This is a genomic window from Legionella qingyii, from assembly GCF_003184185.1.
This window is the reverse complement of sequence record NZ_QHJG01000050.1, coordinates 1-24,259: the sequence shown is the minus strand read 5'-3', so window position 1 is coordinate 24,259 and position 24,259 is coordinate 1. Positions and strand designations below refer to the sequence as shown.

The following is a 24,259-nucleotide window of genomic DNA, read 5'->3' as shown; positions in this document are numbered from 1 at the left end:
CAAATCAATGGGTTAGTCTAGACTAACTTGATTAAAATGCCCCCTTTTTTGGGGTAGAGCCGGATTTTTCTAATTAAATCTTGAGGGTGCTCAAACTTACTTTCCATAATCGCTCTTTAACAATATTTGATACAAAAAGTATAGATTAAGAACTCAATAGATCCTAGTTCATGCGTTATCTCGGGCAGACTCATTCTCATTTTATGAGAGGGATTAATTTACTTGGTTTTCTTTAAGGGAATTTCGCGTAATAACAATCTGTTTGCCTTCATTTATAAAAAGTATTTTTGTGATTTCTACCCCAATGAAGAAAATTTGGGATGAATAAAACATCCATATCAAGATAATAATTATAGAGCCCGCAGCTCCAAATACAGAAAATTTATGAAATTGAATCAGATATAATTCAATGAAAATTTTACCGCAACTAAATAACACCGAAGTGATTAATGCCCCCAACCACACATCGCGCCATTTTAATATCACATCAGGTAGAACTTTAAATGTCATAGCAAATAATAATGTGATCAGGAAAAAAGAGAGTAAGTGACTGATTATCAAATCCATTAAAATACTTGTACCTACAAAATAATTTAAATAATTACCTATAAGTGCTAAAAAAGCACTTAAAATTAATGATATTAATAATAAAAAAGCAACTCCTAGAACAATTACATAAGAAAAGAAACGGCTTTTTAATGTCGTAAACCATCCCCTGTTCGGATTAATTTTGACTCCCCATATCTCATTCAATCCCACTTGAATTTCAGTAAACACTCCTGAGGCACTAAACAAAAGAATAATAAAGCTTGTTATTTTTGTTACAAGGGAATTGCTTGGCTTACTGGCATTTTGAATTATTTCTTGAATTTGTAACGTAGGTTCTCTGCCTATTAAGTCACTTGTTTGAGACAAAATTTGACCGCGAGAAGCTTCTTCACCAAATACTATTCCCAGAATAGAAATACAAATTAATAAAATTGGAGCAAGTGAAAATAGCATATAATATGCAAGTGCTGCGGCTTTACTTGAAATTCGGTCTTGATTCCAATTATTAAATAGTTCTTTTAAGAACCCCCAAGAACTCATTAAAATCATTTATGTCCTTATTTAACTGAATTATTCAATATTATTTTGTTACAATCTGTAGCTGTGTTTCCTATTTAGAAAGATACACTTTTATAATCTTGGAAAATGATTAATGAATCAATTTAAATTTTTAAAAATAATTAATTTTGAATATCAACTACAGACCTACGAATTGATAAAGTCATCAATTCAAAAAGACATATCGCATCTAGAATTGAAGAAAAATAATCAGCAACTAACACGAACCGAAACAGATACTCTAGAGTTTTACAAACAAAGTTTAAAAATCTTGATTGAATCGACCTTTCTGCAAATTTATTCTCAACTCGAAGAGGCCTTGTACCATGAGTGTAGCAATCAATTAATTAAGAAAAACGCAAGCATATCACGATTTGAAATGGCTCTTAAAGCGCTTGGATATACTATTGATAGTGACTACTGGAACGCGTTACTTAATATTTCTAAAATTCGTAATTGCCTACTACATGGAAATGGAAGATTAGATTCAGACCGATATGGAATAGACACTAAAGAAACCATAAGTGCCCTTAATTCAGATGCAAACACCGCTCTAATTGAACAAACTAATTTGAAAAATCATGAGGAAGGAGTTTTCCGAATTAAACTCAATGAACAATTTCTCCATTATTGTTTTGTTAAAATAAAAAACTTTATTAATTCTCAAAAATAGAATTTTTAGTCAGCATAAAGCCATCAATAACATGTATGTTATATAATCTTCATAGGGAAAGGATAATGAGGATTAGGTACTTGAACTCATGCTTAAATAGACTGTCATTTACTGCATAAAAAATAATTTTGACATTTCTTCACTTGCAGAAGCACACCACAAAATATTTAGCGCATCCGTATATTGCAGGGGTTTGATAATACAGCCAGATACATGTAAATCCCTGGTGATGAGCTTTTCTTCAGAAGTGTATGTGCTAGTAAGCACGAAAACCTTAATATCTCCAAAATCAAAACCTTTCCTTAACTTTTTCAAAAAATCAATGCCGTTCATTTGAGGCATGTTAAGATCAAGCAATATCACATTAGGCTTGATTCTATTTTTACCATGACGTCCATATAACATATCCAGTGCCTGTTTCCCATTCTTTGCTACAGCAATATCAACTGCCTTATTCATTTTGGTAAACTCACGTTGCATAGTCTCAATATCAACGTCATCATCTTCTACGTACAAAATATCAACTTGAGTCGTCATGTTGAATCTCCCTATCCTTTACATATGAAACGAGTACATAAATTCCATATGTACTACTTTAATTATAATATATATCAACGTCGTCAGCTTTTACTCGGGGTTTATCCTAGAATGAGACTGGGACTTACCCGCAAGTTCTTTTAGAATCTCTTATTTTTAGGAATAATTCATAGGGTAATCAGGTATAAGAAATGAATGTTTGAGTCATATAGATGTGATCCTCGCCAAAGATATCTATAATTAAAACAAATAGAACTTAAAAGAGTATGATGAATTTTAAAATTTAAATGCACGCAATGAAAGATATACTCTTTTATTCTGAAAAAGGAAAAATAAAATGTTAAGAACTGCTTTTATTTTTTTAGTTATAGCGATTGTTTCAGGATACATGGGATATAAAGGAACCGCTCCTGCATCAATATTTAATGCAAAAATTGTATTTTATATTTCTACAATTATTTTTCTCATATTACTGATTATATATTTCTTTCATTCACCAACACCGGTTCCCACTGTAGTTGAAAACCCCCTTTTAGATTAAGGAACTCAGAGTCTTACCAACAGTAATAATATCTTGCCGCTTTAAAAATTAAAATTTTAAGGCGGCAGAATGCCAAGTGCCAATGTTTATCAATATTTTATTGAGTAAGATTAATTGAATTTGAGTGCTCAGAAACAGGTAAGAATTGGGGCTCCACTGGAGTTGTAGGAGCATATATACGTTCAGAGAAGAATAATGATTTTATTGGGTTAACCGATGACGGCAACTTAGATGCCGCATCTGTATCGAGTATTATCGTAACGTATTTATGAGCATATAAAGCGGTTGCAGGTATATCTTCATTCGGTGAAGAAGCCGCATAAACAGCAGAGATAATATTTGCTTTTGCTGAACCTGTCGCTAATAAATAACATGCTTTACTGTTTTGTAGAATTGTTCCAATTCCCATTGTTATTGCATGAGTCGGGACTTCATCTTTTGACTTGAAAAATCGTTGATTGGAGTCACGAGTCTTTTCATCTAACTTGATTAGTCGTGTTTTAGAATCCAATGAGGAGCCGGGTTCATTAAAACCAATATGCCCGTTCACACCCAAACCTAATAGTTGAATGTCTATGCCACCAGCCTCTTTAATCTGTTCTTCATATTTTTTCGCATGCTCCTCAATTAACTCAAGTGACACAGTTCCATCAAGCATATGAATATTTTCTTTTTTAATATTTACATGATTAAAAAAATGACGATGCATATAGTAATTATAAGATTGCTCATGGTTTGGTTCCAAGCCCCAATACTCATCTAAATTAAATGTAATCACTAATGAAAAATCCAAATTTTCTTCTTTATGCAGACGAACTAATTCCTTATATAAAGGTTCCGGAGTGCTCCCTGTTGCGAGTCCTAAAACTGTAGGTATTTTTTTCTCATTATGTTCCATGATTTTCTTTTGAATTTCTCGAGCAGCCCTACTTGCCATACCTTCAGGTGTTTCCCTAACAAAAATGCGACTAAACATAAATATTTTCTCCGAGAGTTCGAGGCGTTATATCCGATATAAACAAAAAGTTAGGATAAAAAGGAATGGTTGATTAAGAATGATCATACAAAACCATTCATTCATCTCATTCTTATATTTTGTTACAATTACAATTGCGCAGGATGCCAATGAATAGTAAACACTTGATTTATCGACTTACGATTCTAGCCAATTTAGCAAAGGAACTCTAGGGCATTTCCTGAGGGGGTTAAGTTCTAAAAAATATTAGATCCTTAACCGGAGTTAATCCCTATGAGGGTATTTAAATGCTAATTAAAAATATTTATGTTTATAACGGTGCAGGGATAAAGGAGTTAAAACATGTGCAAATTACCGATGATGGTGTAAAAGTACTATTCAATGTTGATGATGATTTATCCCCTCTTCAAGAAGAAAAAATTATTGATTCTAAAGGATCCTATTTCTTAATGCCGGGAATGTTAGATGCCCATGTTCACGGTCAAGGTGGTATTGATTTCGCTGACTTAGGCGATGAAATGGGTGACGAACAATTGGAGTGCATTGTTAAAGCACTGGGAAAAACTGGACTTTCTTACGCATTAGCTACTTTAGTATCTATGCCAATACCCGCCTTAAAAAAATCATTGGCAAAAATTAATGATTTTATTCAAAAACAAGAGCAAAATCCTACCGCAGGCCACACCCAAATTCTTGGGGTGCATCTAGAGGGACCCTTCATCGCAAAAAATTGTAAGGGGGCCCATGCTGAAGAGACACTACAAGACCGTATTTCTATAGAACAATTTAGAGATATCATTAGCGTAGCACCCAATGTAAAACAATGGAAAATAACCATTGCCCCTGATTTACCAGGCGCAGAAGAATTTATTAAACAAACAAATAACCTTGAACAAGAAGGTATTTTTGTAAAAGTATTCATAGGACATTGCAATCCAGTTGATAAAGAGGTCATTGGGCGTGCTGTTACAGCTGGTGCTTGTGGGTTTACACATCTCGGGAATGGTTGCCAGGAATCATGTAGCCGAGAAACAAGGGAACTTACTTTAAATGACGCACAAAGCCACATTGTCCAATGGATACTTGAAAATCCTGATCGTTGCCCCGCTGGCGTCGAGCTCATTGCGGATGGAGTACATTTATCCGCTTCATTTATTTCTCTTATACAAAATACAATTAAAAACAAAATTATTCTTGTGACTGATGCCTTAGGCCCTACTGGCTGCAAAGATGGAGCATATAAACTAGGAACTCTGGATATTTACAAGGAACAAAATAGTTTCTATTTGGCAGATAATAATGGTGATTTTCTGATGAAAAAAGGAACTTTACCCTCTGGAGAGCAAGGATTAGTAAAAACACTTGCAGGTAGTGCCGCCCCATTATCACTTTGCGCGCAAAAATATTTTGAATCAATGCATAATGAATCACCAGAAAATCGTATGGATTCTATGTATTCAGCACTTATCACCAACCCCAGAATGGCTTCCTTATCTATGGATAGGATACACAATTTATCGGATGACAAAAATTTTTCTATTTTTAATCATAATGGGCAACTTATTTTAAGTTCATGTAATGGTAACGTACTGGAGCATCAGCAAATACAATGGCCTATATCCAGCTTGCTTCATTATGGTTTTTTATTAAAGCCCCCGGCTATCGAAGAAAGCCATCCCGAACGAGAAATTCATTGCACATGTAATTAGAGGCAAGCGAAGAGCTTCTCTTCGCTGCCGTCACCGAACTTTATCAGAAGCAACAGGTTCTAGCTGAGTTATAGCACATTAAACTTCATTGTAAAAAAACCTATGCTATAGTTATATTAATTGAGTTAACGCTAATATTTTAACAATTAAGAATAGCTTTAGAGTCCGTTTTACAAGCTTGCATCTCTAAAATATGGGGTATGTTAGATGAGCACTCAGCAATCCATTCGTATTGGACAGTCAACTTCGCAAGAGCCACATACTGCAGTCAGAGAGTTTCATGCGGCAGTATGTCAACCTAATATGGAGCTTGTTCTTTTTTTTTGTTCAAGTCATTATGACCTTGATGCTATAGCCAATGAAATAAATTCCCTTTTTCCGAATGTGAAAGTAATGGGATGCACCACAGCAGGTGAAATTGGGCCCAATGGTTATACCGATCATACCCTTTCAGGGGTTAGCTTCGCCTTGGATGGCTTTACAACCGCTGTTGGATACATAAATGATTTAAAAAATATTAATTATGATTCAGGACTGGTGTTTGTTAATAATCTACTTCAACAACTTGAAGCACGAGCCCCTTCTACTAATTCTAAAAACAGCTTCGCTTTTTTGTTAGTGGATGGATTATCTGAGCGCGAGGAACAAATAACTCATATTTTACAGGATGTCTTAGGAGGCATTACACTTTTTGGTGGTTCTGCGGGCGATGACCTCCGTTTTAAGAAAACGTGGATCTTTGCTGAAGGCGCTTTTCATACTGATTCCGTAGCCCTTATCTTGGTTAATACAATCTATCCTTTTAAACCATTTAAAGCACAGCATTTTGTATGTGGGAATGAAAGGTTGGTCGTGACCCAAGCACATCCTGAGCAGCGTATTGTCAATGAAATAAACGGATATCCGGCAGTAGAAGAATATGCCCGTATAGTAAAAGCGCAAGTTGATGAACTTGATCCCATGAAATTTTCCGCTACGCCACTGGTGATACGCATCAACGGAGTTGATTATGTGCGCTCTATTCAAAAAGCTAATCCAGATGGAAGCTTAAAGTTTTACTGTGCAATCGATAATGGTCTGGTTTTTATGGCGGCTCATGGAATTGATCTAATAAAAAATATTGAGCAAACTTTTCAGGAAATTCAATCATCTATTGGCAAACCGCAATTGGTCCTGGCTTGCGATTGCATCCTTCGCAATCTGGAGATACAGCGTCAGGGGTTGAAAAAAGATGTAGAAAAGATATTTCAGAATAATCACGTCGTTGGCTTTAGCACTTATGGAGAACAATTCAAAGGCATTCATATAAATCAAACGATTACAGGCCTAGCCATAGGTGAATTAAAGGAAAACCACGATGCCTGAAAAGAATACTCTTAACACTAAGAAAGAATTGCAAGCAGAAATCGAACGCCTCAATAAAATAGTTAAGGCATTGATTGATAGAGCAGAACAAGATATGAATGCTCCGCGAACAGATTTTGGAGTATTTCAAAACACAGTTATTCTTGAAGATAAAGTAAGAAAACGCACCCAAGAGCTAGAAGAAGCACTCCAAATAAATGCAAAGATAGCCCGTGATTTACAACAAGCAAAAATACAGGTGGAGCAAAGCGAACAGTATTTACGTGATATTACATCTGCACTTGGTGAAGGATTATTAGTCATCAATAAAGAGAATAGGCTTGAATATGTTAATGCCGCAGCGTGCAGCATGCTAGGTTATGATGAAGCCGAAATGCTTGGTCAAAACGCCCATGAACTATTTCATCATTGCTATTATACTCATGATCCCTATCCCATGGAGTATTGTAAAAATTTGGAAGTAATACAAACAGAAAAACCTTATGCAAGTGATGATGATTATTTTTGGCGTAAAGATGGTACTTGCTTCCCTGTCTCTCTAATTACAACCCCAATTATGTTAAAAAATAACAAAGGAATTGTGATCGCATTTCATGATATCACTCAATCCATTCACGAGCGAAATCGTTTACGTGAAATGCAAGCGGCTATCGAACAAAGCCCAGTATCTGTACTGATCGTTGATAAACAAAGAACTATTATTTATGCCAATCCGCAAATCATCAAATTGACAGGCTATTCTAAAGAAGAGTTATATGGTCAAAAAACAGATATTTTTCATAATAACATGACCCCAAGAAGCGTATTAACTGATTTATGGAAAAAAATACAATCTGGCATTTCTTGGACTGGCGAACTTCTCTACCACCGAAAAAATGGAAGTGCGTTCTGGCAATCATGGAGTATTGCACCTGTATTTAATACCCTTGGAGAAATCCAACATTTTGTAGGTGTAGGAGAGGATATTAGTGAAAAAAAGAAGCTGCAATTTTTGCTTCAGGAAATGTCTTATCTCGATGGATTAACAGGAGTAGCGAATCGTCGTCGATTCGATGACTTCCTTAAACAGGAATGGAAACGTGCATTGCGTTATTCCAAACCAATAGCAATTATTATGATGGATATCGATTTCTTTAAGCGTTATAACGACAGTCTTGGTCATCTGGCTGGTGATGATGCTCTAAAACTTGTTGCTCAAGCATTAAAAAACAGAGTAACCCGCAGCACCGACTTGCTTGCACGATATGGAGGTGAAGAGTTTACCTGTATTTTGCCAGATACTCAGATGGAAGGTGCAATTAAATTTGCAGAGTCACTGCGACAAGCTGTTAGTAATTTGGAACTACCACATCCCGATTCAGATGTTTCCCGTTTTGTTACGATTAGCGTGGGGGTAGCGGGTTGTATTCCCAAGGATGATAACCCAACCAAACTATTAAACCTCGCTGACGATGCAATGTATCGTGCAAAAACGCTAGGACGAAATCGTGTCGAATTCATCGATTTAATCAAATAGATGCAAGCATGAACCCTTAATCTCTAATTATGTATGAACTGTAGGTTTTAAATAGACCAAACACAAAATGCTCGCAATCAATGCGGTGATACAGCATAAAATAATGGGCAAAATAATTGATACAACAATCAGCAAACCGCCAATAAAGCAAATAATGGCATCACCCAATGTCCGTAAACTTAATTGTGCCCCCATGACTTCCCCTTGAATGGCAGTATGAGACCTATTGGAGATATGTATTGTCATGGTTGTTGTGACGCTTGTAATGCTAAACCCAATAAGTCCAAAGAGCAAAATCATGATTGAGGGATATTGAAAAGCAACCATGGCGGCAAAAATCAAAGTAGTAGCGACCATGGCCAGAATAATAATTTTATGGATCGGCATGCGTTTTGAAAGATGCTGCGGAAGCCAAGAGGCTCCTAAAGCAAGTGCGGCTGATAATACAGCATTATAACCTGCGATCATTCCTGGAGACATAGACCATTTCCCAGCGAGATAAACTGGGCCAAATTCGTAAAATATATCCACCGCAAAGGTAAATAGTGTGCTGATAATCAGCAAATGGATTAAGTGTGGGTGATTTTGAAATAATGATTTGAATTGCCGGATAATGTTGAGTTTACTCAATATGCTTTCTTTTTCAGGTTGGCGCAGAATTTTATGCTCCGGCAATTTCCACCAGGCAAGCCCCAGTGTTGTAATTGAGGCTACTGCTGCAACAGTAAAAGGGAATGACCACGAAAACCAGGGGACAGCCTGTGAATTTGATAATAACCCACCAATGATTGGCCCAATAATATAGCCAATACCCGCCATACTGTTAATCCTGCCAAAACTCACAAATTTGTTAATGGTAGTTAGTTCTGATGCGAATGCTCTTGCCACAGCAAAAGTCCCTTCCATAAATCCTGTTAAAAAGCGGCTGAATAATAAGAGCCAAAAGCAGTTTGTCCAAAATGATATGACCGTTAAGAGATAACCCAGCGTGCTTCCGAGCAAGCTAATTATCAGTATTTTTTTACGGCCGTACAAATCAGAACTTCGCCCCAATATGGGGGAACCAATGAATTGTCCTAGAGGGAAAATTGCAAGGGTTAGTCCGAGCAAAATACGCCTGCTGTTTTCACTCCATTCAGGAGAGATAATCAACTGGTCGGAAGAGTGTAAAAATAGAGGCGGCAGAATGGGATAAGCAATAGATGAACCAATAAAACTGATTAAGACGATCAGTAAAATAATCCAGAGCTGTTTTCTTTCTTGAGTTAATTGCATGACTATGTTCATTCTTGGCCCTAAAACTAACCGGGCAACCGACTTAAAAAATCACTATCATTCTATCTTTTTTTTCTCGACAGGTCGATATTTTTTCATAAAGCACAATTATTGGATCATCTTCGTGGAAAAACTGACTGACCTCACGACCAGTTTTAGATTGCAATTACCCAATGTCCTTATTACTTTGGATTTTTTATAGATCTCATGAATAACATCTGCAAACGCATTGGGATAACATGTATCTACCAAGAGCTCACATTGAACAATGAATTTGTTACTTGATAGTGGTAAGATTGATGTACTCATTCCTATTAAACCCTATGCCCCTTCCGAGATAAAAAAATATGCCGCCAGCATTCCCTATGCAGTCAGCAAAATACATTTTATTACCTCGAAGGATAGCCTGATCAATAATACAACGCTTGCCATGCTACTTGGCTTTCTAATTTTGGTGTTTTAGAAACACATCCTTGATTCCTGTCTCTCAGGCATTGTAAAGTCGCTAATACTTTGATTCGATGATTGAAATTCTCCACCCTCATAAACACTTCCATTGCCATTGTATAAGTTACCATCACCATTGGAGTAGGCAATCACTTTATTTGTTTTATCATCAACAATAATAAAAGAGCGATTTTCTCTAGCCTGAGCTTCAAAGAAAATACCTACTTCTTCCTGAGACGGAAAAGTTAAAGTGACTTTCCCATCTTTTTCTTCAGGTTCTTTATACCAGCTTTGCTCCCCATATTTTCTTTTATAGTCTTCAATAATTAGCTTTAAATCGTCCCCCTCAACACCAACTTTTTTCATGGAACCTTTTTTCGTTAACTCGTGTTCCATTTGCTGGCTGCTCATTTGCAAAAATTCTTTATGCTTGTTCTCAAGTTTCATTTTCTCTTGCATGTCTTTTTGATTTAGAACACCGAGCTCTTCCTGTTTTTTCTTTAAACTCAGTAATCGTTCAACTTCTTTTTTAACCTCTTCTTGATTTGCACTCATGAATAATACTCCAGCTATTTTGAGTGATTTTAGTCTGAAAATTAATCACAATTTATTTGAAGTTCAACTTTTTTACAGATTTATTACAAATGATTCATTGGGTTCATGCGCTAAAGCTAATCGAGTTATTCAAGATACGGTTAAAATTAACTATACTTTAGTTACAACCTGCATCGTATCGAATGGATTGATAATACATGGACATAAATAAAGTAAATTTAAATTTATTGGTATATTTTGATACGTTATTAACAGAGTGTTCTGTTTCAAAAGCTGCTGATAAATCACACCTTAGTCAGGCAGCCATGAGTAAAATTTTGAAGCAATTAAGGTATATTTTCGACGATCCATTATTTATTCGTGAAGCTCATGGCCTTAAACCTACACCTAGGGCCTTAGCCGTGAGCCCTAAAATTAAAACTTTTTTAGCTAACGCTAATGAAATTTTTGAAAAAGATGAATTTGACCCTTGCACCGAAACAGTCAGATTTAATCTAGTTGTAGGAAGTCATGGAGAGCTTCTAATTTTATCTAAATTATCTGCTTATCTAGCACAACATGCTCCTAATTTTATTTTAAAAACTATTTGGGTATCGGAGAACTTAAATCTTGATGAATTGTTAGCAACCACAGTTGATTTAGCAATTAGTGCCGATTTTCTTCCTTATGGAACTGTTATCAACAAAGAGTTTTTACTTGAAGAGGAAATGGCTTGTGCGATGCGTAAGGCACATCCACTTGCCAATAAACAGTTGACTCAAAACCTACTTATGAAAGCAGATCATGTGGAAATACAATTTATTGAAAAAGCATTACAGGAACAATGGGCGGATCCTGGTCTTAAAAGGAATATTAAAGTAACCGTATCCAATTTAATTAGCGCACTTGAGGTAATTCGCGACACAGATTATCTAGCAATCGTACCGCGGCATTTAGCGATTGTTCTAAATGAAAAGCAGGATTTTGAGATAAAACCGCTGCCATTTCAAAAAAAGAGCTTTACGGTTAACATGTTCTATCACAAACGTTTTAACAATTACAAACCCCTACTATGGCTCATGAAGATTATTAAAGAACACTGCCTCTAAACTACATAAGACTCATCCCATTAAAAACGATAATAAAACAAGAATTCAATAATTATAACCGCTTATCGGCTGAAGTGAAAAAGCTCATGGGGCGATATCCTGTCAACATGATAGCCCAAACACGGAAGATAACCAGCGCACAAATTGCCGCGAATGTTGAATGCGATAACCACTTTACCTTTGTGCCGCTTCTACCAGCGCCCGGGTGGGGCTTTGTTAAGGGTGGGCAATCTGCCAGTGGAGTGCCTGTCTGAAATTCTGACACAATTTGCAGGACAACCCCATGTTGCAAGTTACCTCTCACCACCGAATATTACTGGCCGTTGAGCCGGTTGATGTGCGCCAGAGCACAGGTGTACTTCATACTGGTCTGATGCCCCCTATCATGGCAGCGTATTCTGTTTTGTAAAATAACCAGGTGTGCCGGCCCCGGATCGGGATTCAGGGCACGCTCAAGGATATTGTTATCAAGGGGAGCACCTGCAACCCGTAAGAATTGGGTCAGTTCATGCCAGTGTTTCAGCATATAGCGCATGGCCTTGTGCATTGTGAATTCCTTAATGCCGACAGACAAATCACTGGCCTCAATCGCTGCTATAGCCGCTTCAATATCATCCCGGGTTTTGTCTACTATCTTTGGCAGTTCACGACTATTAGGCGAAACTTAGATATCAAAATATTTAATATGATATATTCATACAATCAATTGGACGAATTTTGTTCTTTTGGTTTAAAATTCAATCTTGCAGCTATTCCGAAATATTCAGTCATCCAGGAAAAATAGTTTAATAAAAGACTGCATAAATAGATTGCGTATATTTATAATTTTTTACTAAGGATAATTTTATTATGCTAGCAAAAGTTTTTGAAATCGCCGAATTGCAAGATGAAAAGCAGATTGCATCGGGCTCATCGAAAGATCCGGCGTTTATGCGTGAGGAATTAAAAAAGCGGCTGAATGCCACAGCAGTTAGCCTCTACCCCGCAGCAGCTGAACCTGTTCAGGTTGTCGATGGATATTCTGATCTTGGACAAATTGAGTGGCACAAGATTTGCCAGGACATCCAGAATGGCGATACTGATGCAATATTAGAATTGATTAATACAAACCCACTCAACGTTAATGGAAGAGATCGTGGTGGTTCTACTGTACTTCTTGAAGCAGTCTTTGAAGGAAAAGTTGAGATAGTTAAGCTTCTCATTCAGAACGGAGCAAGTCTCCACCAAACAGATAATTTTCCTTCAGCTGAATGTGGTAAAACTGCTTTGGAACATGCTGTACAATCAAAGAACAAAGACATCGTATTACTTTTACTGCAAGCAGGCGCCCTATTCAATCTTGATGACCTCATTGGATGTGCTCAAAAAAGCGCAGCTCCAAAAATCCTTAATCTATTGTGTCATATGAGAGATTATAATCTTAATGCTACTCAAGCTAATGCATTGATGAATGCTGGTGCTGGAGCCTGGACGTGGATATTACAAGGATTTGCCACAAATATTGAACTACCTTTTGACCTCTTGATTAATACTACATCTGAATTACTTGGTTTAGGTCTTTATGATACTTGCCAAGTGATGCTAGGGGTCTTGAATAAATTTAGCTTGCTCCAAAATGCTTGCTCTCCTGTACAACCAACACAAGTAAGTTCGACTTCTTTGAGTTTATTTTCGATAAAACTCCCACTTGATAAATTAGAGTTAATTAAAGACTTTATAAAAGAGGAGTTAGAAGAACATGGTATTACAAATAAAGGCCAGTACATGGAATGCAAACCTGGTTATATAAAAGATCGAGTATATGGCTGTCACCTTGGTATTGGTGCAAGTACAGGCTGTGCTTATGTCAGGGATAGATTTTTTAGTATAGAACTAAGAGAAGGCAAGGTTTGTTGCTCCAAGGCTATTACTCATAATGGAAATAGTATTACATGGCAGGCAATGACAAAGGAGGAAATTACAAAAGAAATTATGAATGGTAATTCATTAATTAGTCATATTATTAACCACCAGCAAGCAAAACAAGAAGCAAAAAACACTCCTGAGTACCATTAGAAATCTTAAGCCGGCACGGAAGTTATTTCGTGCCGAAATCCCTCAATTTATAGGGTAGGGTTTATTGAGCGCTTACGCACTCATCGCCCTTCTCCTCTGAATAAATCCTGGCAATACTATTACAGAAGATAAAATGAACCAGAAGATGAGGTTGCTGTAGCGCTTCCTTTACGGTGACATCGTCGAACCAAGGCTTTCTTGCCCTAAGCTCATTATTACATCATTATGGGTTTTTATAAATTTTGTAAAGCTGTCCATGATTTTTTTATATTTTTCAGGAAGATTCATTTCTGCTGGCAAGTCTGAATTGACAATTAACTCTTCAGACAAATCTTGCAACTCGCCTGATAAATATTTACTTAAAGTATTCAGAACATCCATTGCTTTACATACTGGCTCAAATTCATATACATCATAGTCACCCTCTAGTGCATTATTGAATTGATTTGTATATTCATTCACATCTTTAGTTAATAAAATAAGATTATTGAGATATTCTCGATCTCCCAGATGCTTATGCATTAATTGCCAAACTGTTTTCGGTAAATTTCTTGAGTCTTCAGGTATGCGAACAATCTCATCTGCAAATAAAGGATTTTTTTGGAGTGACGCTACATTATCCAGTGTTAAAGCTCTCGATTTTGCCAGGATTGTTAATGCTATGAAATAATTTTCTGTAGTATTTTCATGTGGGATTAGGCAATCAAAAAATTTTTGATTGATGCTATTACAATATATAAGGCTTTCCCCTAATAAAGGATAAGCAATTAAATTACTAATATTTCCTGGCGTTAATATTTTGTTAGTGGATAATCCATAAAGACCCTGAGCAAGGGTGAGTGCATTTTCTGGATGAGCTAAGATGACCCCTATATTTTCCTCTGTTGCAAAATTTTTCGAATAAAGAAAAATGTAAGCCTCTGCAACGTCAATCCCTTCATTCCTCACCAAACTGATACAAAATAAATGCTGTTCTATATTTAGTACAGAACGATATTTTTCTAGCAAATCCAGGAGCGTATTTCCTTTTCTACCCAAAGAGATGAGCTCTTGAATAACGGTCTTGGAGAGAGCATTTATTTGAAATCTTTGTAGTTTATTGAGTAAGTGACCATAATTTATATCGGCATTAAAAAATGTGTGGCTCGTTTCTGTAAACCATGGCTCAAATAAATCAAAAATTTCTGGGCAATTTAATTTGTTTGAAAACCTGAAAACCTGATTTACTTTGGAAGCATAATTCGGTGTATTTATCAGTTCATACTCCTTTTTGGAGTTATACTGATTCAGAGAAGTCAAATTAACTATTGCCTCGGACAAATCCGATAAATCTTTTTCTCCGAAGTGTAACAGTTGAGTGACTATCTCGGTATTTAGATTTTCTATGCGGTTTAAAATATACCAAAAATCTTCGGGTAAAGGTTGCTTTTCAGGCTTTTCCCAATTAATCCAAAGCGAGAAATTTTTCTTATCGATTAAATAGGTTGCGATTGAATCAAAAGTCTCTTTCGAATATATATTATCGAGGCCTAAATAATTCGCAAATTCTTGTGTAGTCAAAGGCAAGGGTTTTTCTACCAAACTATCCCAATCATCAAGCAAGGCTTTTTGCCAAGTTTTTAATTTGTTATTGTCTAAATAGACAAGATATTGATTCAAAGAATCCGAATATTGATAACCTTCCTTCATTTTTTCAGCTTTTTCCAGTACTTTATTACCAAATTTATCAGGAGTTTTACCCCCTGTACCAATGGTAACCCTTACAATATTTTCATCTCTTTGAGTTAACTCTTTACTAAAGGACTCTAATAGTTGCACTGCAATTTCATTGTCTGATGCTCTTAAATTTTCCCAAGAATCAAATACCAGATTATTATTACTGCTAATCCAGGCATAGCCTTGGCCAACAATTTGAAAATCTGAATAATTAATTTTGTTGTCTATAAGCGGATTTGATTGCTTACTTCCTTTTAACATTACATAAAACCCATTGTTTGGCAGTGTAATCCCATCAATAACACATCGTTCAGAATGCCCACCAATGGATTGGCAACAGGCTGTAAGTAGCCCTAAAAAATATGCCCTAAGGTCATCTATTGGTAATTTAACCAAATGGTATTCAGGAAAATTTATAGTATTACCATTTATGTGAATATCCGGGAGATTATCTGTACTCTTTCTTCTTTTTTCTAATTCCAAACATTGATTAAACAAATTATTATCCAGTTTATTAGCATAAAATAAAGCTGCCATTTCAGGATGTTTGGAGGCATTTGGGTATACTATTTTAGCAGCTAGTATTTGTGCTTCTGCAATCGTGGCAGGCGCGCGATTATCATTCATTTCCTCGATGTTTGCTGCCTGTTGAAAATAGTGTATACCTTGTACAGGATATTTTTTTATAAATGTTACCCATCCACTCAAATCAAGATTGGATTTATTATTGACAGGAATGGGTGATACTAAACTATCATGTACTGGCTTAACCAAATCTGGAAATAGTTTTAAATGTTTTTCAAACATTGAAAAAGGAGATCCTCGCCCTTTTTTCAATCCAAACCAGACCAGTATTTTATAAGCATTTTCTGCCGCCAACGAATTTTCTTCGTCGTTATTGTTTTCAAAGTAGTCACCAATTAATTTCGTACCTTTAAACAAAATAATGAAGTGTTTTTTTGCCAAATCTTCTTGATTTTTAGTGAAATATTTATATTTTTGATTTAAAGAATCAAATATCTCTCCAATTTTTTCGTCTTTAGGAAATAACAAAGAATCCAGAAAGTCAGTTGGTTTAATTAAAGGATCGGTTGAATTCCCATACAACACCTCTTCCAGATCTTTAGCCTGCAACATTCTTAATGAATATCTAAAATGCTCAGATTTTGAATTTAGAACTTTTTCAAATTGGGCTTGTGTTAACTTTTTCTTCTCCGATTTTGCACTATCATCCTGATCACTGTTATACCACTTTATTCCGTCAAAAATATAACTATATAAAGTTCCTATAGATAAAGTTCCTATAGATATTTCTTTTGGCATTATGTGCCTCCACAATAATATTTATTTAGATAGTATAGTTAATTTATAAAAAACTGATTTTTCTTCGGGAACTGCTGACGTGATAGCTGATCTTGCCCGGGAAAATTGGACACCTTGTTAAGCAACTTTAGTACATGCACCGGTACTGTGTTGGGCACGAACAATGCTCCCGTCAATGAACTCCCATTCAAGATCGGGATCGTGTGCAAGTGCCTTGAAAATTTCCATCAATTTGTGTAAATCAGCGTGCAAAAATGCCCCCCCCTAAATAATTGTTAAACTAACCGTTGATGTTCACTTTCAGTCAATTTACCCCGTATTTTTCTCATTGACTCTCCTTTCAAATTTAATCGATGGGCGTTATGCACCTGACGATCCAGAATAGCGTCAGCCAGTGTGTTATCGCCAATACAGGCATACCTACTTCACGTTAAAGAATGAATTGGATAGAATCTCAGAAATAAGAAAAAATTCTCGGGTTCTTGCTCAAGCATTTCGTACTAAATCGTCATTGTTCAGTACATTACCTGAAGGGCTTTTACATAGAGTAGCCTCTTTAACAGGAAAAAATGAGAATGCTATTGAAGAAAGTGAGTCAGATATTGAAATAGCAGCAAACGCATTTTCAAAACCCAATTAACATACTTCATAAAGCTGCTTATACTTTTAATAAGCAGCCTAATGTTACTCAATTCAATAAAAGGCGTATTCATCATAAATCCAAGCGCATTACAGGCTAAATTAAGTTCGACTTACCTACGATTTCCTCTTCAAAAAATTGGAGAGGAATAGCGCTCACATCAGATGAATTTAACGAATACTCTATGTGCTCAAAAAGGAGGTCGTTAATCACCAGCGCCAGTACAGATAAAACTAACGTGGTTAACAAATAAGCTCCATAGCTCATATCAAACGTGAACGCGAAAATAGATGCTAGAAGTAAACCTAAACCGGTAGCCATTCTATTTCTATTAGTCTTATTCAAATAAAACGCTCCGTTTTGTTCATGCCACACTCGTTGTGCATTCTTCAATTGAGTAAGCCTTCTTTCCTTATATTCGTGATAATCAGAGGATTTTTGTCGCAGATCGTTATATTTATGAGGAGAAAAAAAGCAATTGGCATCCAGGCTTATTCCATTAAAACGTTGGCAACTTAAAGCAAAAGACAAAATATCTTTTGGGTTAAGAATATAATGTTTCTCTTTATTCTGAGTATTAAGAATCGCTAACAGCATTTCATTAGCAAGTTTATCAAAAGGACTTTGATTTTGTTGATCGGTATTGCGCATCGACTATTCCTTGTTTTTAGCATACACCTTTCACTCTTGTGGTTCCTTGGGTTTAAGAACATTGCGAACCCGCTTTGCAAAGCAGAAATCATCTTGTCACAAATTTAAAATAGATGGTAGATAAAACACGCTGGCATCGCAACGATCACGGACAAAATGTCCTATAATTAAACATATCCATCCTTTGTGGGAGCTCCTCATGTTAAACCCATCCATTAGAAAATATATGAAAACTCATGATATTCCATATAAGACAATCAGTCATCCCAGAGCCTATACCGCATCGCAATGTGCACAAGCAGCACATATTAAGGGAAACCATTTTGCTAAATCTGTAGTTGTCAAACTGGATGGTAAATTTACACTTGTCGCAATCCCCGCCAATACGCGACTGAATTTAGATCTATTAAAAAAGGAGACTCGAGCAAAACGCGCAGAGCTTGCTAAAGAGTTCGAATTTCAAGACAAATTTAAAGACTGCGAAGTTGGCGCGATACCCCTTTTTGGTGAACTCTATAATATGGACGTCTATCTTGCAGATAGTCTTGCGCATAAGGAATGGCTCGTCTTTAACGCAGGAAACCATGATCAACTGCTAAAAATCAAAAGAGACGATTTTTTAAACCTGGTTCATCCGAAAGCGTTATTGCAATGCTAAAAATGCAGTTTTGTGTGGGAGAGTGGTTTCTTATCATACAAATCTTTGAATTGATGCTTTAAGCAAATAGAAATGAATTGCTCATCCTAAGCCATGGCTTGGAATAAATAGGTGTATATGCTTAATAAAACGAATAGCCCTTAATAAATACTTAAGGTTTACATAATATGATTATAAATAACTCGTTGATAGGGGAGTTAGAAAAGCATGTCAAAATCCAAAAATGAGCCACTCGATATAGTTGACGAAGTTAGACTTCTCATCAATAAAATACGAACCTTAAAAAATACCCAATTTCACAAACTCAAACAACCTGAGTTTGGAGAAATGCAATTAAGTGGGATAGTCCAAGAATCTTTCTTCAAAAAAGTTTACAATTCAATACCATCAAATATACAGCCTGATAAAAAATCAGATTCGAGGGGGAGGCAGTATGATCAAAAATCAGATTTAGAGGTGGATGAGGCGAATGATTTGTGGATGGAACTTAGCAGAATTTTTTTGCAATTAGAATTAGACATTAATTCCATTGCTTCACTTCCAGAAGAAGAACGCTTACCCACACAAAAAGCTATTTTAGAAAACGCCTTAGAAAAAATAGAACTTAAATTCGCAAGAGCAATTGCGATTGATGCAGATATAAAATCCTTCGAATACAGTAAGCGAGATACATATGCTGTGATGCAGTCTCTGGCAAGGGAAAAGATGGTTTTAATTGAAAAACGAATTAAGAGCAAACTAAGTTTAGGATCATTAAAACAAAAATGGCAAGAAGCCGCAGCAATTATCAACAAAGAGTTTCAACAAGAACCGACGAGCCAAGATTATGTGAATCTTTTAAATGCGATGTATCAATTAGAAGAACTGGAAAAAAAATATCATAGAAAGAAAAAAATTAAAGTTGTGGATATTGAAGAAGCCCAAAACAAAGATGAGAGCAATTGGCTCTCAGAATTAAAATCCCCATTAATTTCTATAATCAACAGCGAATTAAACGATGAGATCAGTTCGCTCTCAGAATTAAATGCCTCATTAATTTCTACAATTACCAGCCACTTAAATGTTCTTCGAATCTTAGAAGCTACAAAATGGGAGAAACTTAGTCTTCAACCCTTTTCGCAAAATAATGCCCTTGCAAAGCTAGAAAATTTTTATCGCACTGCATTAGGCAATTTTTCTGCAAATTTCGTGGTAGATTTTCTTTCTCCATTTACCAGAAGACTCAACGAAATCTTCGGTGAGGAGAATAAAGAAGCAGAACTGTTAAAACAAGAAGTAGATGTCCAATTACTCCAACTCCAAGAAGAGATGAACAACTTTGCTCAGGAAGTGGAAAAACTCCTGGCGGTGAAATTAGAAAAGGAACGCGCTCTACAAGAGGAACATCGAAATAGATTAAAAAAATTAATAGATCGACCATTGCAAGAAAAGAATCAGCAAGAACTTTTTGAAAGACAAAATAAAGCATTGGAAGAAAGTTATCTAAGAGAAGCGAATCAATTTTTTGAAAGACAAAATAAAGCATTGGAAGAAAGTTATCTAAGAGAAGCAAATAAATTATTAGAAAGACAAAATAAAGCATTGAAAGAAACGCTGGATAAAGTATATCCGATAATTGATAAAATAATAGCAATCGATAAGGTATTAGTAGCTTTTAATAAATCCGATAAACAAGATGAATTATTTAGAGCAAAAAAAGTAGAATTTTATGAACACTACGAGCCACTCCTAAAAGAAGCGGCCGACCTTGAAAAAAAACTGATTTTGGAATTAAAGAACAAAAATGGTCCTGAGATTGACGATCTGAAACAAGAGATGAATCAGTTAATCCAACCGCTATTCAATGCACATAAAAAAATCGAGGCGGTCACCGAACCCAAGCTTGGAGATTACAGCCATCTGTTAAATAGTATTTTTGAATTGAACACAGCAGAGGAAAAGATAAAGAAAATTTTCAAAGAAATTGAAGAAAGAATTCCCCAACAAAAAAGAGAAAATTCAATAAGAGAGGAATTTGCAACTAAAAGAGAAATGCTTCTTGAAATTGATGCACGGATGAAGTCAAGCAATACTCAATTTAAAAACCAAGAAGTACAAAACGACGTAATTAAGCTCCTGGACGCTTTAATCCCTCGATTCGAGGAAGATTTGACTCACGCTCCTATTAAACGAGTTGAAGAAGAACTCGATGCCATTAACTCAACGCTTGAACGCTTGAATGAATCTCTCCTCAAAGCAAAAGTAACTCAAAAAGTAGCTCAGCAACACTTTAGGTTTTTATGCAACACATATCGCAGCACAGATTCCCTATCAAACACCATGAAACAGTTAAGAGATGCTCCCAATTATCGCGATGTTCAGATAACAATTGATCATACTCAATACACACAACTTAAAAATATTCTTAATCAAGAGGACTTGGTTATAGTCGCGGAAGATTTTGACTTTGACACAGAGATTAATCATCTAACCCTATGGTCACGCGAAGAGCTAGTAACCTATTGCAAACAGATTGCCGAATTTGTCGATATTACACTAACTGGAGGTATCGATGCTTATTCACCAAAATACAATGCCAAAGACATTGCGAATTTTGAAGACGCAATGGCTTTTGGCACTCAAGCCGCTTCTTCGCAAGTGAATCCTCTTGCCTTCTTTAATCAAATGCATGCATTTATTTCTGTTGCCTCTGATGATACCGATGATCTCGATAGAGCGATTAAAGCCATCTATGCGAGTCGCACACGGATACAAGCTCATTTTAAACAACAATATCCAGACGTTGATATTGAAGCAATGCCAACATTTCTTACTGAACTGCAATTTTCGGCGGAGATTGCCAGTCAAGTCAGCAATGATGATCGACAGGTACAAATCTTGATTGATATACACAATGAGGGTGATCTTGAAGCATTTTTGCGTCAGGAGCTGCATACATATCATTACCTACAGCAAGACGTGGATATTCCAAGCAGCGAGCTGGCTCAACATTATAATCTCTCCGATTTATCTGCGTTAAGGTCCAGCCGTGATCTCATTACTACAGGCTTCAAAGTGCATTGGTTAACCGTAATTCACAAACAAATTGAAATAGAACAAGCCGTCAATCCAAATTCTAAAATAATGGCCGAATTACTCCGCTTAGAGCAATTTGTGGCGTCACGCCCCTTATACGACTTTGTATCTAATAAATTGTTGAGCAATATAGAAAATGAGGTAAACAAACTAAAACAAGAGCAGATTGACTATAGTTTTAATCACTTTTATGAAATACAGCAGATCGCATTGGGGCAATCTTCAGCAAAAAATCTTGGCGGGCAGGATGCACCCACAACTGATGTTGCAGAAAAGCTAAGTCGATTAAAAGGAAAAATTAGGGAAAATGCCCAAACTCACCCATTAAAGCAAGAGTCGGTTTCCTTGCAAAGACTTGGGTTTCCGCAGGATTTTTATTCCCTAATAGGAAAAAGTGAGGATTTTTTTAAATGGTTGGACGTTTTGCAAGGATCGTTAGGAGAAACTAATGTTCAACTCATATCCGAAGAAGATAAACAGTTTCTTCAAGAGGTAACCCAACCTGATTGGTTCAAGAAATTAGACGAAGAAATCAACAGTATTATATTGACCGCGCCCGAGGATGCAGAGCAGTGCTTTAAACTAGTAAGCAGATTAAAGCAACGTGAAGCACAATTTCAAAGATTATCTATAATTCATGATAAATGGAGGGGGATGATAGATAAGGTACTAGAAGCCTACCCCAGTGAATCCCCCCCCCNCTCTTTGAGAAACCTACTTCGGCAGCTGATGTAACTACTTCTATGTCGCACGCTGATATTTGGCAACAATCTTATAAACATTCAAGATGTGAAAGAAAGCTTAAAAAAATATCGAGATAATCGCGCTCAATTGGAAACAATAAAGGAACATGGTTTTGCCCTCAATACTGATTATGAAAAAATCTTAACCGCGTTGAAGGAAAATAAACTTGTTTTGGATGAGGGACGAAAGATTTACCAAGATTTAAAAAGCATGTTTAAAGAAGGCAGTAACCTGTCTAAACAATTGACTGAAGCAATAGAAGTGCTTAGCAATTTAAATAAAGACATTATCAAGACTTTTATGTACAGCAAAGATCTAACTGAAGAGCACAAAGCGCTGTTGCGGGCTGTAAATAATAATATGATTACGCTATTTTATGATGCGCAAAACATATTAAGCGATCTTGATCTTCAAAAAGTTTATCAATCCCCTGAAAAATTTGAAGAAAAAATACAGAAGGCATCAACTTTTCTTACGCATTTACCTACTAAAGTTTCTCAATGCTTCGATAAATCGCACTATGATGCGCTTGATGACGCAGGCCTTGATTTAATGGATAAAGCATATAACATGGTCAGGGAAGCAATTGAAGAGTTATTCAAAAAGTGGGATATTAAGTTTGAGTGGGGTCAACGTGCCGTAGGTAAAGTGACGCAAGATTATAAGGCCAGAATCAACGCTATCACAGATCAATTTAAAAAGCCTGATGAATCAATAACTCTAGAGCCACTTAAGAACAACTAAAATTATTGCAAGTACCAATAATCACAAATTTAAATGTACTAGTTCAAACTTGATCTGACAGGTAACGTTTTTTTAAGAAGTATCTGTCAGGTCAAATTTACCAAAACCCGATCTGTTATCTATAGACTGAACCCAAGCTACACTTCGTTTCACCCAGACTTGCTTTTTTGACGGACGCTCATCATTCCTCATGTTCTTAATTCAAATAATTTATATGAATAAGCATTAGTCTATTTGATTAATAATCACCCGACCATTACCACCCAATTGAGCCAACAACCAAGAATTGTATTTTTTGTATTCAAAATGAGAATATATCCACATTGTGATTTTGTTTTGATCTGATATTATCTGTTTTTTTATCCCGTCAATTATAATAATAAAATGAGAAATCGAAATGCGACTAACTACTAAAATCGAAACCTCTGACGGAAAACAAGTTAATTACAGAATTCTTAAACGCTCCGGAAACACATTGCTTGGCCCACGTACCGAGGTGTTGATTTATGTTAAAAATCAACAGGTTGGATATATGAACTATTCAATTCAGAATAACTGTCTCTATATTCATCGCATGTATAACTATTCGATTAATACTACGACTCCTTACAAATATGTGGGCTCTGTCTTATTTGAGTATGCATTTCACAAAAGTATTGACGCAGGTAAAGAAGGACGTATAGAACTGGATGCTATTGATAATTCTCCATCGGCCTATTTCAATATGGGGTTAAGAAAAAAAAGCTCTGGATACACATGGTTGGAGGAAAAAATTCTAGAGTATAAGCTTACCAAATCAATAGTGCGTATTCCGGAGGACTTGATCACTAATTCCGTTAGTCATTTGATCACCGATTCCGGAGT

21 protein-coding genes and 2 pseudogenes are annotated in these 24,259 nt (G+C 36.0%); 13 read left to right on the top strand and 10 right to left on the bottom strand.

The genetic code is table 11. The annotated features are described in order from the left end of the window. Positions 1 to 213 precede the first annotated feature (213 nt). Complete coding sequence (locus tag DGG96_RS19380) at positions 214 to 1,098, bottom strand: YihY/virulence factor BrkB family protein (protein ID WP_110144129.1); 885 nt, start codon at positions 1,096 to 1,098, stop codon at positions 214 to 216. 103 nt (positions 1,099 to 1,201) lie between these two features. Here DGG96_RS19380 and DGG96_RS19375 point away from each other — a divergent pair, with 103 nt between their 5' ends. Next, on the top strand, positions 1,202 to 1,780 hold the full coding sequence (locus tag DGG96_RS19375) for a hypothetical protein (RefSeq protein WP_110144128.1): 579 nt from the start codon (positions 1,202 to 1,204) through the stop codon (positions 1,778 to 1,780). Positions 1,781 to 1,888: 108 nt separating this feature from the next. Here the strand turns inward: DGG96_RS19375 and DGG96_RS19370 are convergent, their stop codons facing one another. After that, positions 1,889 to 2,317 carry a response regulator gene (locus DGG96_RS19370; protein ID WP_110144127.1) on the bottom strand — a complete coding sequence of 143 codons (429 nt, stop codon included), beginning with the start codon at positions 2,315 to 2,317 and terminating at the stop codon, positions 1,889 to 1,891. Between the two features lie 337 nt (positions 2,318 to 2,654). Here DGG96_RS19370 and DGG96_RS19365 point away from each other — a divergent pair, with 337 nt between their 5' ends. Further along, on the top strand, positions 2,655 to 2,858 hold the full coding sequence (locus DGG96_RS19365) for a DUF1328 domain-containing protein (protein ID WP_110144126.1): 204 nt from the start codon (positions 2,655 to 2,657) through the stop codon (positions 2,856 to 2,858). Between the two features lie 97 nt (positions 2,859 to 2,955). Here DGG96_RS19365 and nagB read toward each other — a convergent pair whose 3' ends face one another. Further along, entirely contained in the window at positions 2,956 to 3,834 is an 879-nt protein-coding gene (nagB, locus tag DGG96_RS19360; protein ID WP_110144125.1) for a glucosamine-6-phosphate deaminase, read from the bottom strand. A gap of 287 nt (positions 3,835 to 4,121) precedes the next feature. Between nagB and DGG96_RS19355 the strand changes: the two genes are divergently transcribed. From DGG96_RS19355 to DGG96_RS19345, 3 genes are all read left to right on the top strand, one after another. Next, positions 4,122 to 5,543, top strand: a complete 1,422-nt coding sequence (locus DGG96_RS19355) for an N-acetylglucosamine-6-phosphate deacetylase (RefSeq protein ID WP_110144124.1) — start codon at positions 4,122 to 4,124, stop codon at positions 5,541 to 5,543. Between the two features lie 207 nt (positions 5,544 to 5,750). Next, positions 5,751 to 6,908, top strand: a complete 1,158-nt coding sequence (gene nosP, locus DGG96_RS19350) for a nitric oxide-sensing protein NosP (protein WP_110144123.1) — start codon at positions 5,751 to 5,753, stop codon at positions 6,906 to 6,908. After that, on the top strand, positions 6,901 to 8,424 hold the full coding sequence (locus DGG96_RS19345) for a sensor domain-containing diguanylate cyclase (protein ID WP_110144122.1): 1,524 nt from the start codon (positions 6,901 to 6,903) through the stop codon (positions 8,422 to 8,424). The genes nosP and DGG96_RS19345 overlap by 8 nt, the downstream gene beginning before the upstream one ends. Before the next feature lie 27 nt (positions 8,425 to 8,451). On the opposite strand, the gene DGG96_RS19340 is transcribed toward DGG96_RS19345, so the two are convergent. Continuing rightward, positions 8,452 to 9,711, bottom strand: coding sequence for an MFS transporter (locus DGG96_RS19340; RefSeq protein WP_233590634.1), 1,260 nt, complete (start codon positions 9,709 to 9,711; stop codon positions 8,452 to 8,454). A 256-nt stretch (positions 9,712 to 9,967) separates the two neighbouring features. Between DGG96_RS19340 and DGG96_RS19335 the strand changes: the two genes are divergently transcribed. Beyond that, positions 9,968 to 10,162, top strand: coding sequence for a type 2 periplasmic-binding domain-containing protein (locus tag DGG96_RS19335; protein WP_110144121.1), 195 nt, complete (start codon positions 9,968 to 9,970; stop codon positions 10,160 to 10,162). On the opposite strand, the gene DGG96_RS19330 is transcribed toward DGG96_RS19335, so the two are convergent. Beyond that, positions 10,159 to 10,701: a type IV secretion protein Dot gene (locus DGG96_RS19330; protein ID WP_110144120.1), complete on the bottom strand. Its 543-nt coding sequence runs from the start codon at positions 10,699 to 10,701 to the stop codon at positions 10,159 to 10,161. The two genes, DGG96_RS19335 and DGG96_RS19330, sit on opposite strands and share 4 nt — an antisense overlap. Between DGG96_RS19330 and DGG96_RS19325 the strand changes: the two genes are divergently transcribed. Then, a complete protein-coding gene (locus tag DGG96_RS19325; protein ID WP_110144119.1) occupies positions 10,700 to 10,912 on the top strand; it encodes a hypothetical protein in 213 nt (70 codons plus the stop codon). The genes DGG96_RS19330 and DGG96_RS19325 overlap by 2 nt on opposite strands. After that, positions 10,899 to 11,789: a LysR family transcriptional regulator gene (locus DGG96_RS19320; protein WP_110144118.1), complete on the top strand. Its 891-nt coding sequence runs from the start codon at positions 10,899 to 10,901 to the stop codon at positions 11,787 to 11,789. The genes DGG96_RS19325 and DGG96_RS19320 overlap by 14 nt, the downstream gene beginning before the upstream one ends. Positions 11,790 to 12,102: 313 nt before the next feature. On the opposite strand, the gene DGG96_RS19315 is transcribed toward DGG96_RS19320, so the two are convergent. Then, positions 12,103 to 12,363: an IS66 family transposase gene (locus tag DGG96_RS19315; RefSeq protein ID WP_233590636.1), complete on the bottom strand. Its 261-nt coding sequence runs from the start codon at positions 12,361 to 12,363 to the stop codon at positions 12,103 to 12,105. Between the two features lie 275 nt (positions 12,364 to 12,638). Here DGG96_RS19315 and DGG96_RS19310 point away from each other — a divergent pair, with 275 nt between their 5' ends. Continuing rightward, complete coding sequence (locus DGG96_RS19310; RefSeq protein WP_110144116.1) at positions 12,639 to 13,844, top strand: ankyrin repeat domain-containing protein; 1,206 nt, start codon at positions 12,639 to 12,641, stop codon at positions 13,842 to 13,844. Between the two features lie 168 nt (positions 13,845 to 14,012). Here DGG96_RS19310 and DGG96_RS19305 read toward each other — a convergent pair whose 3' ends face one another. From DGG96_RS19305 to DGG96_RS19295, 3 genes and pseudogenes are all read right to left on the bottom strand, one after another. After that, on the bottom strand, positions 14,013 to 16,883 hold the full coding sequence (locus DGG96_RS19305; RefSeq protein WP_110144115.1) for a hypothetical protein: 2,871 nt from the start codon (positions 16,881 to 16,883) through the stop codon (positions 14,013 to 14,015). 129 nt (positions 16,884 to 17,012) lie between these two features. After that, positions 17,013 to 17,117: pseudogene (locus DGG96_RS19300) on the bottom strand (IS5/IS1182 family transposase); the annotation flags it as partial. 41 nt (positions 17,118 to 17,158) lie between these two features. Continuing rightward, positions 17,159 to 17,293, bottom strand: a pseudogene (locus DGG96_RS19295) (ATP-binding protein); the annotation flags it as partial. A 32-nt stretch (positions 17,294 to 17,325) separates the two neighbouring features. On the opposite strand from DGG96_RS19295, the gene DGG96_RS19290 reads away from it, so the two are divergent. Beyond that, positions 17,326 to 17,523 (top strand): hypothetical protein, encoded by a 198-nt coding sequence (locus tag DGG96_RS19290; RefSeq protein ID WP_110144114.1) that lies wholly within the window; start codon positions 17,326 to 17,328, stop codon positions 17,521 to 17,523. Positions 17,524 to 17,619: 96 nt separating this feature from the next. On the opposite strand, the gene DGG96_RS19285 is transcribed toward DGG96_RS19290, so the two are convergent. Further along, positions 17,620 to 18,174, bottom strand: a complete 555-nt coding sequence (locus tag DGG96_RS19285; RefSeq protein ID WP_110144113.1) for an F-box protein — start codon at positions 18,172 to 18,174, stop codon at positions 17,620 to 17,622. A 199-nt stretch (positions 18,175 to 18,373) separates the two neighbouring features. Between DGG96_RS19285 and DGG96_RS19280 the strand changes: the two genes are divergently transcribed. The 3 genes from DGG96_RS19280 to DGG96_RS19265 form a co-directional block, all read left to right on the top strand. Further along, positions 18,374 to 18,832 carry an aminoacyl-tRNA deacylase gene (locus DGG96_RS19280; RefSeq protein WP_110144112.1) on the top strand — a complete coding sequence of 153 codons (459 nt, stop codon included), beginning with the start codon at positions 18,374 to 18,376 and terminating at the stop codon, positions 18,830 to 18,832. Between the two features lie 3,864 nt (positions 18,833 to 22,696). Further along, on the top strand, positions 22,697 to 23,395 hold the full coding sequence (locus tag DGG96_RS19270; RefSeq protein ID WP_110144106.1) for a hypothetical protein: 699 nt from the start codon (positions 22,697 to 22,699) through the stop codon (positions 23,393 to 23,395). Between the two features lie 397 nt (positions 23,396 to 23,792). Further along, positions 23,793 to 24,259: hypothetical protein (locus DGG96_RS19265; RefSeq protein ID WP_133249350.1), on the top strand; the 467-nt coding region annotated here is incomplete at its 3' end.

Excerpts from the sequence above, each read along its gene's own strand:
- DGG96_RS19280 (WP_110144112.1), top strand. The coding sequence starts at position 18,374 with ATGTTAAACCCATCCATTAGAAAATATATGAAAACTCATGATATTCCA.
- DGG96_RS19355 (WP_110144124.1), top strand. The coding sequence starts at position 4,122 with ATGCTAATTAAAAATATTTATGTTTATAACGGTGCAGGGATAAAGGAG.
- DGG96_RS19375 (WP_110144128.1), top strand. The coding sequence starts at position 1,202 with ATGAATCAATTTAAATTTTTAAAAATAATTAATTTTGAATATCAACTA.
- DGG96_RS19330 (WP_110144120.1), bottom strand. The coding sequence starts at position 10,701 with ATGAGTGCAAATCAAGAAGAGGTTAAAAAAGAAGTTGAACGATTACTG.
- DGG96_RS19320 (WP_110144118.1), top strand. The coding sequence starts at position 10,899 with ATGGACATAAATAAAGTAAATTTAAATTTATTGGTATATTTTGATACG.
- DGG96_RS19380 (WP_110144129.1), bottom strand. The coding sequence starts at position 1,098 with ATGATTTTAATGAGTTCTTGGGGGTTCTTAAAAGAACTATTTAATAAT.
- DGG96_RS19305 (WP_110144115.1), bottom strand. The coding sequence starts at position 16,883 with ATGCCAAAAGAAATATCTATAGGAACTTTATCTATAGGAACTTTATAT.
- DGG96_RS19325 (WP_110144119.1), top strand. The coding sequence starts at position 10,700 with ATGAATAATACTCCAGCTATTTTGAGTGATTTTAGTCTGAAAATTAAT.
- nagB (WP_110144125.1), bottom strand. The coding sequence starts at position 3,834 with ATGTTTAGTCGCATTTTTGTTAGGGAAACACCTGAAGGTATGGCAAGT.
- DGG96_RS19370 (WP_110144127.1), bottom strand. The coding sequence starts at position 2,317 with ATGACGACTCAAGTTGATATTTTGTACGTAGAAGATGATGACGTTGAT.
- DGG96_RS19345 (WP_110144122.1), top strand. The coding sequence starts at position 6,901 with ATGCCTGAAAAGAATACTCTTAACACTAAGAAAGAATTGCAAGCAGAA.
- DGG96_RS19310 (WP_110144116.1), top strand. The coding sequence starts at position 12,639 with ATGCTAGCAAAAGTTTTTGAAATCGCCGAATTGCAAGATGAAAAGCAG.
- DGG96_RS19335 (WP_110144121.1), top strand. The coding sequence starts at position 9,968 with ATGAATTTGTTACTTGATAGTGGTAAGATTGATGTACTCATTCCTATT.
- nosP (WP_110144123.1), top strand. The coding sequence starts at position 5,751 with ATGAGCACTCAGCAATCCATTCGTATTGGACAGTCAACTTCGCAAGAG.
- DGG96_RS19285 (WP_110144113.1), bottom strand. The coding sequence starts at position 18,174 with ATGCGCAATACCGATCAACAAAATCAAAGTCCTTTTGATAAACTTGCT.
- DGG96_RS19340 (WP_233590634.1), bottom strand. The coding sequence starts at position 9,711 with ATGAACATAGTCATGCAATTAACTCAAGAAAGAAAACAGCTCTGGATT.
- DGG96_RS19365 (WP_110144126.1), top strand. The coding sequence starts at position 2,655 with ATGTTAAGAACTGCTTTTATTTTTTTAGTTATAGCGATTGTTTCAGGA.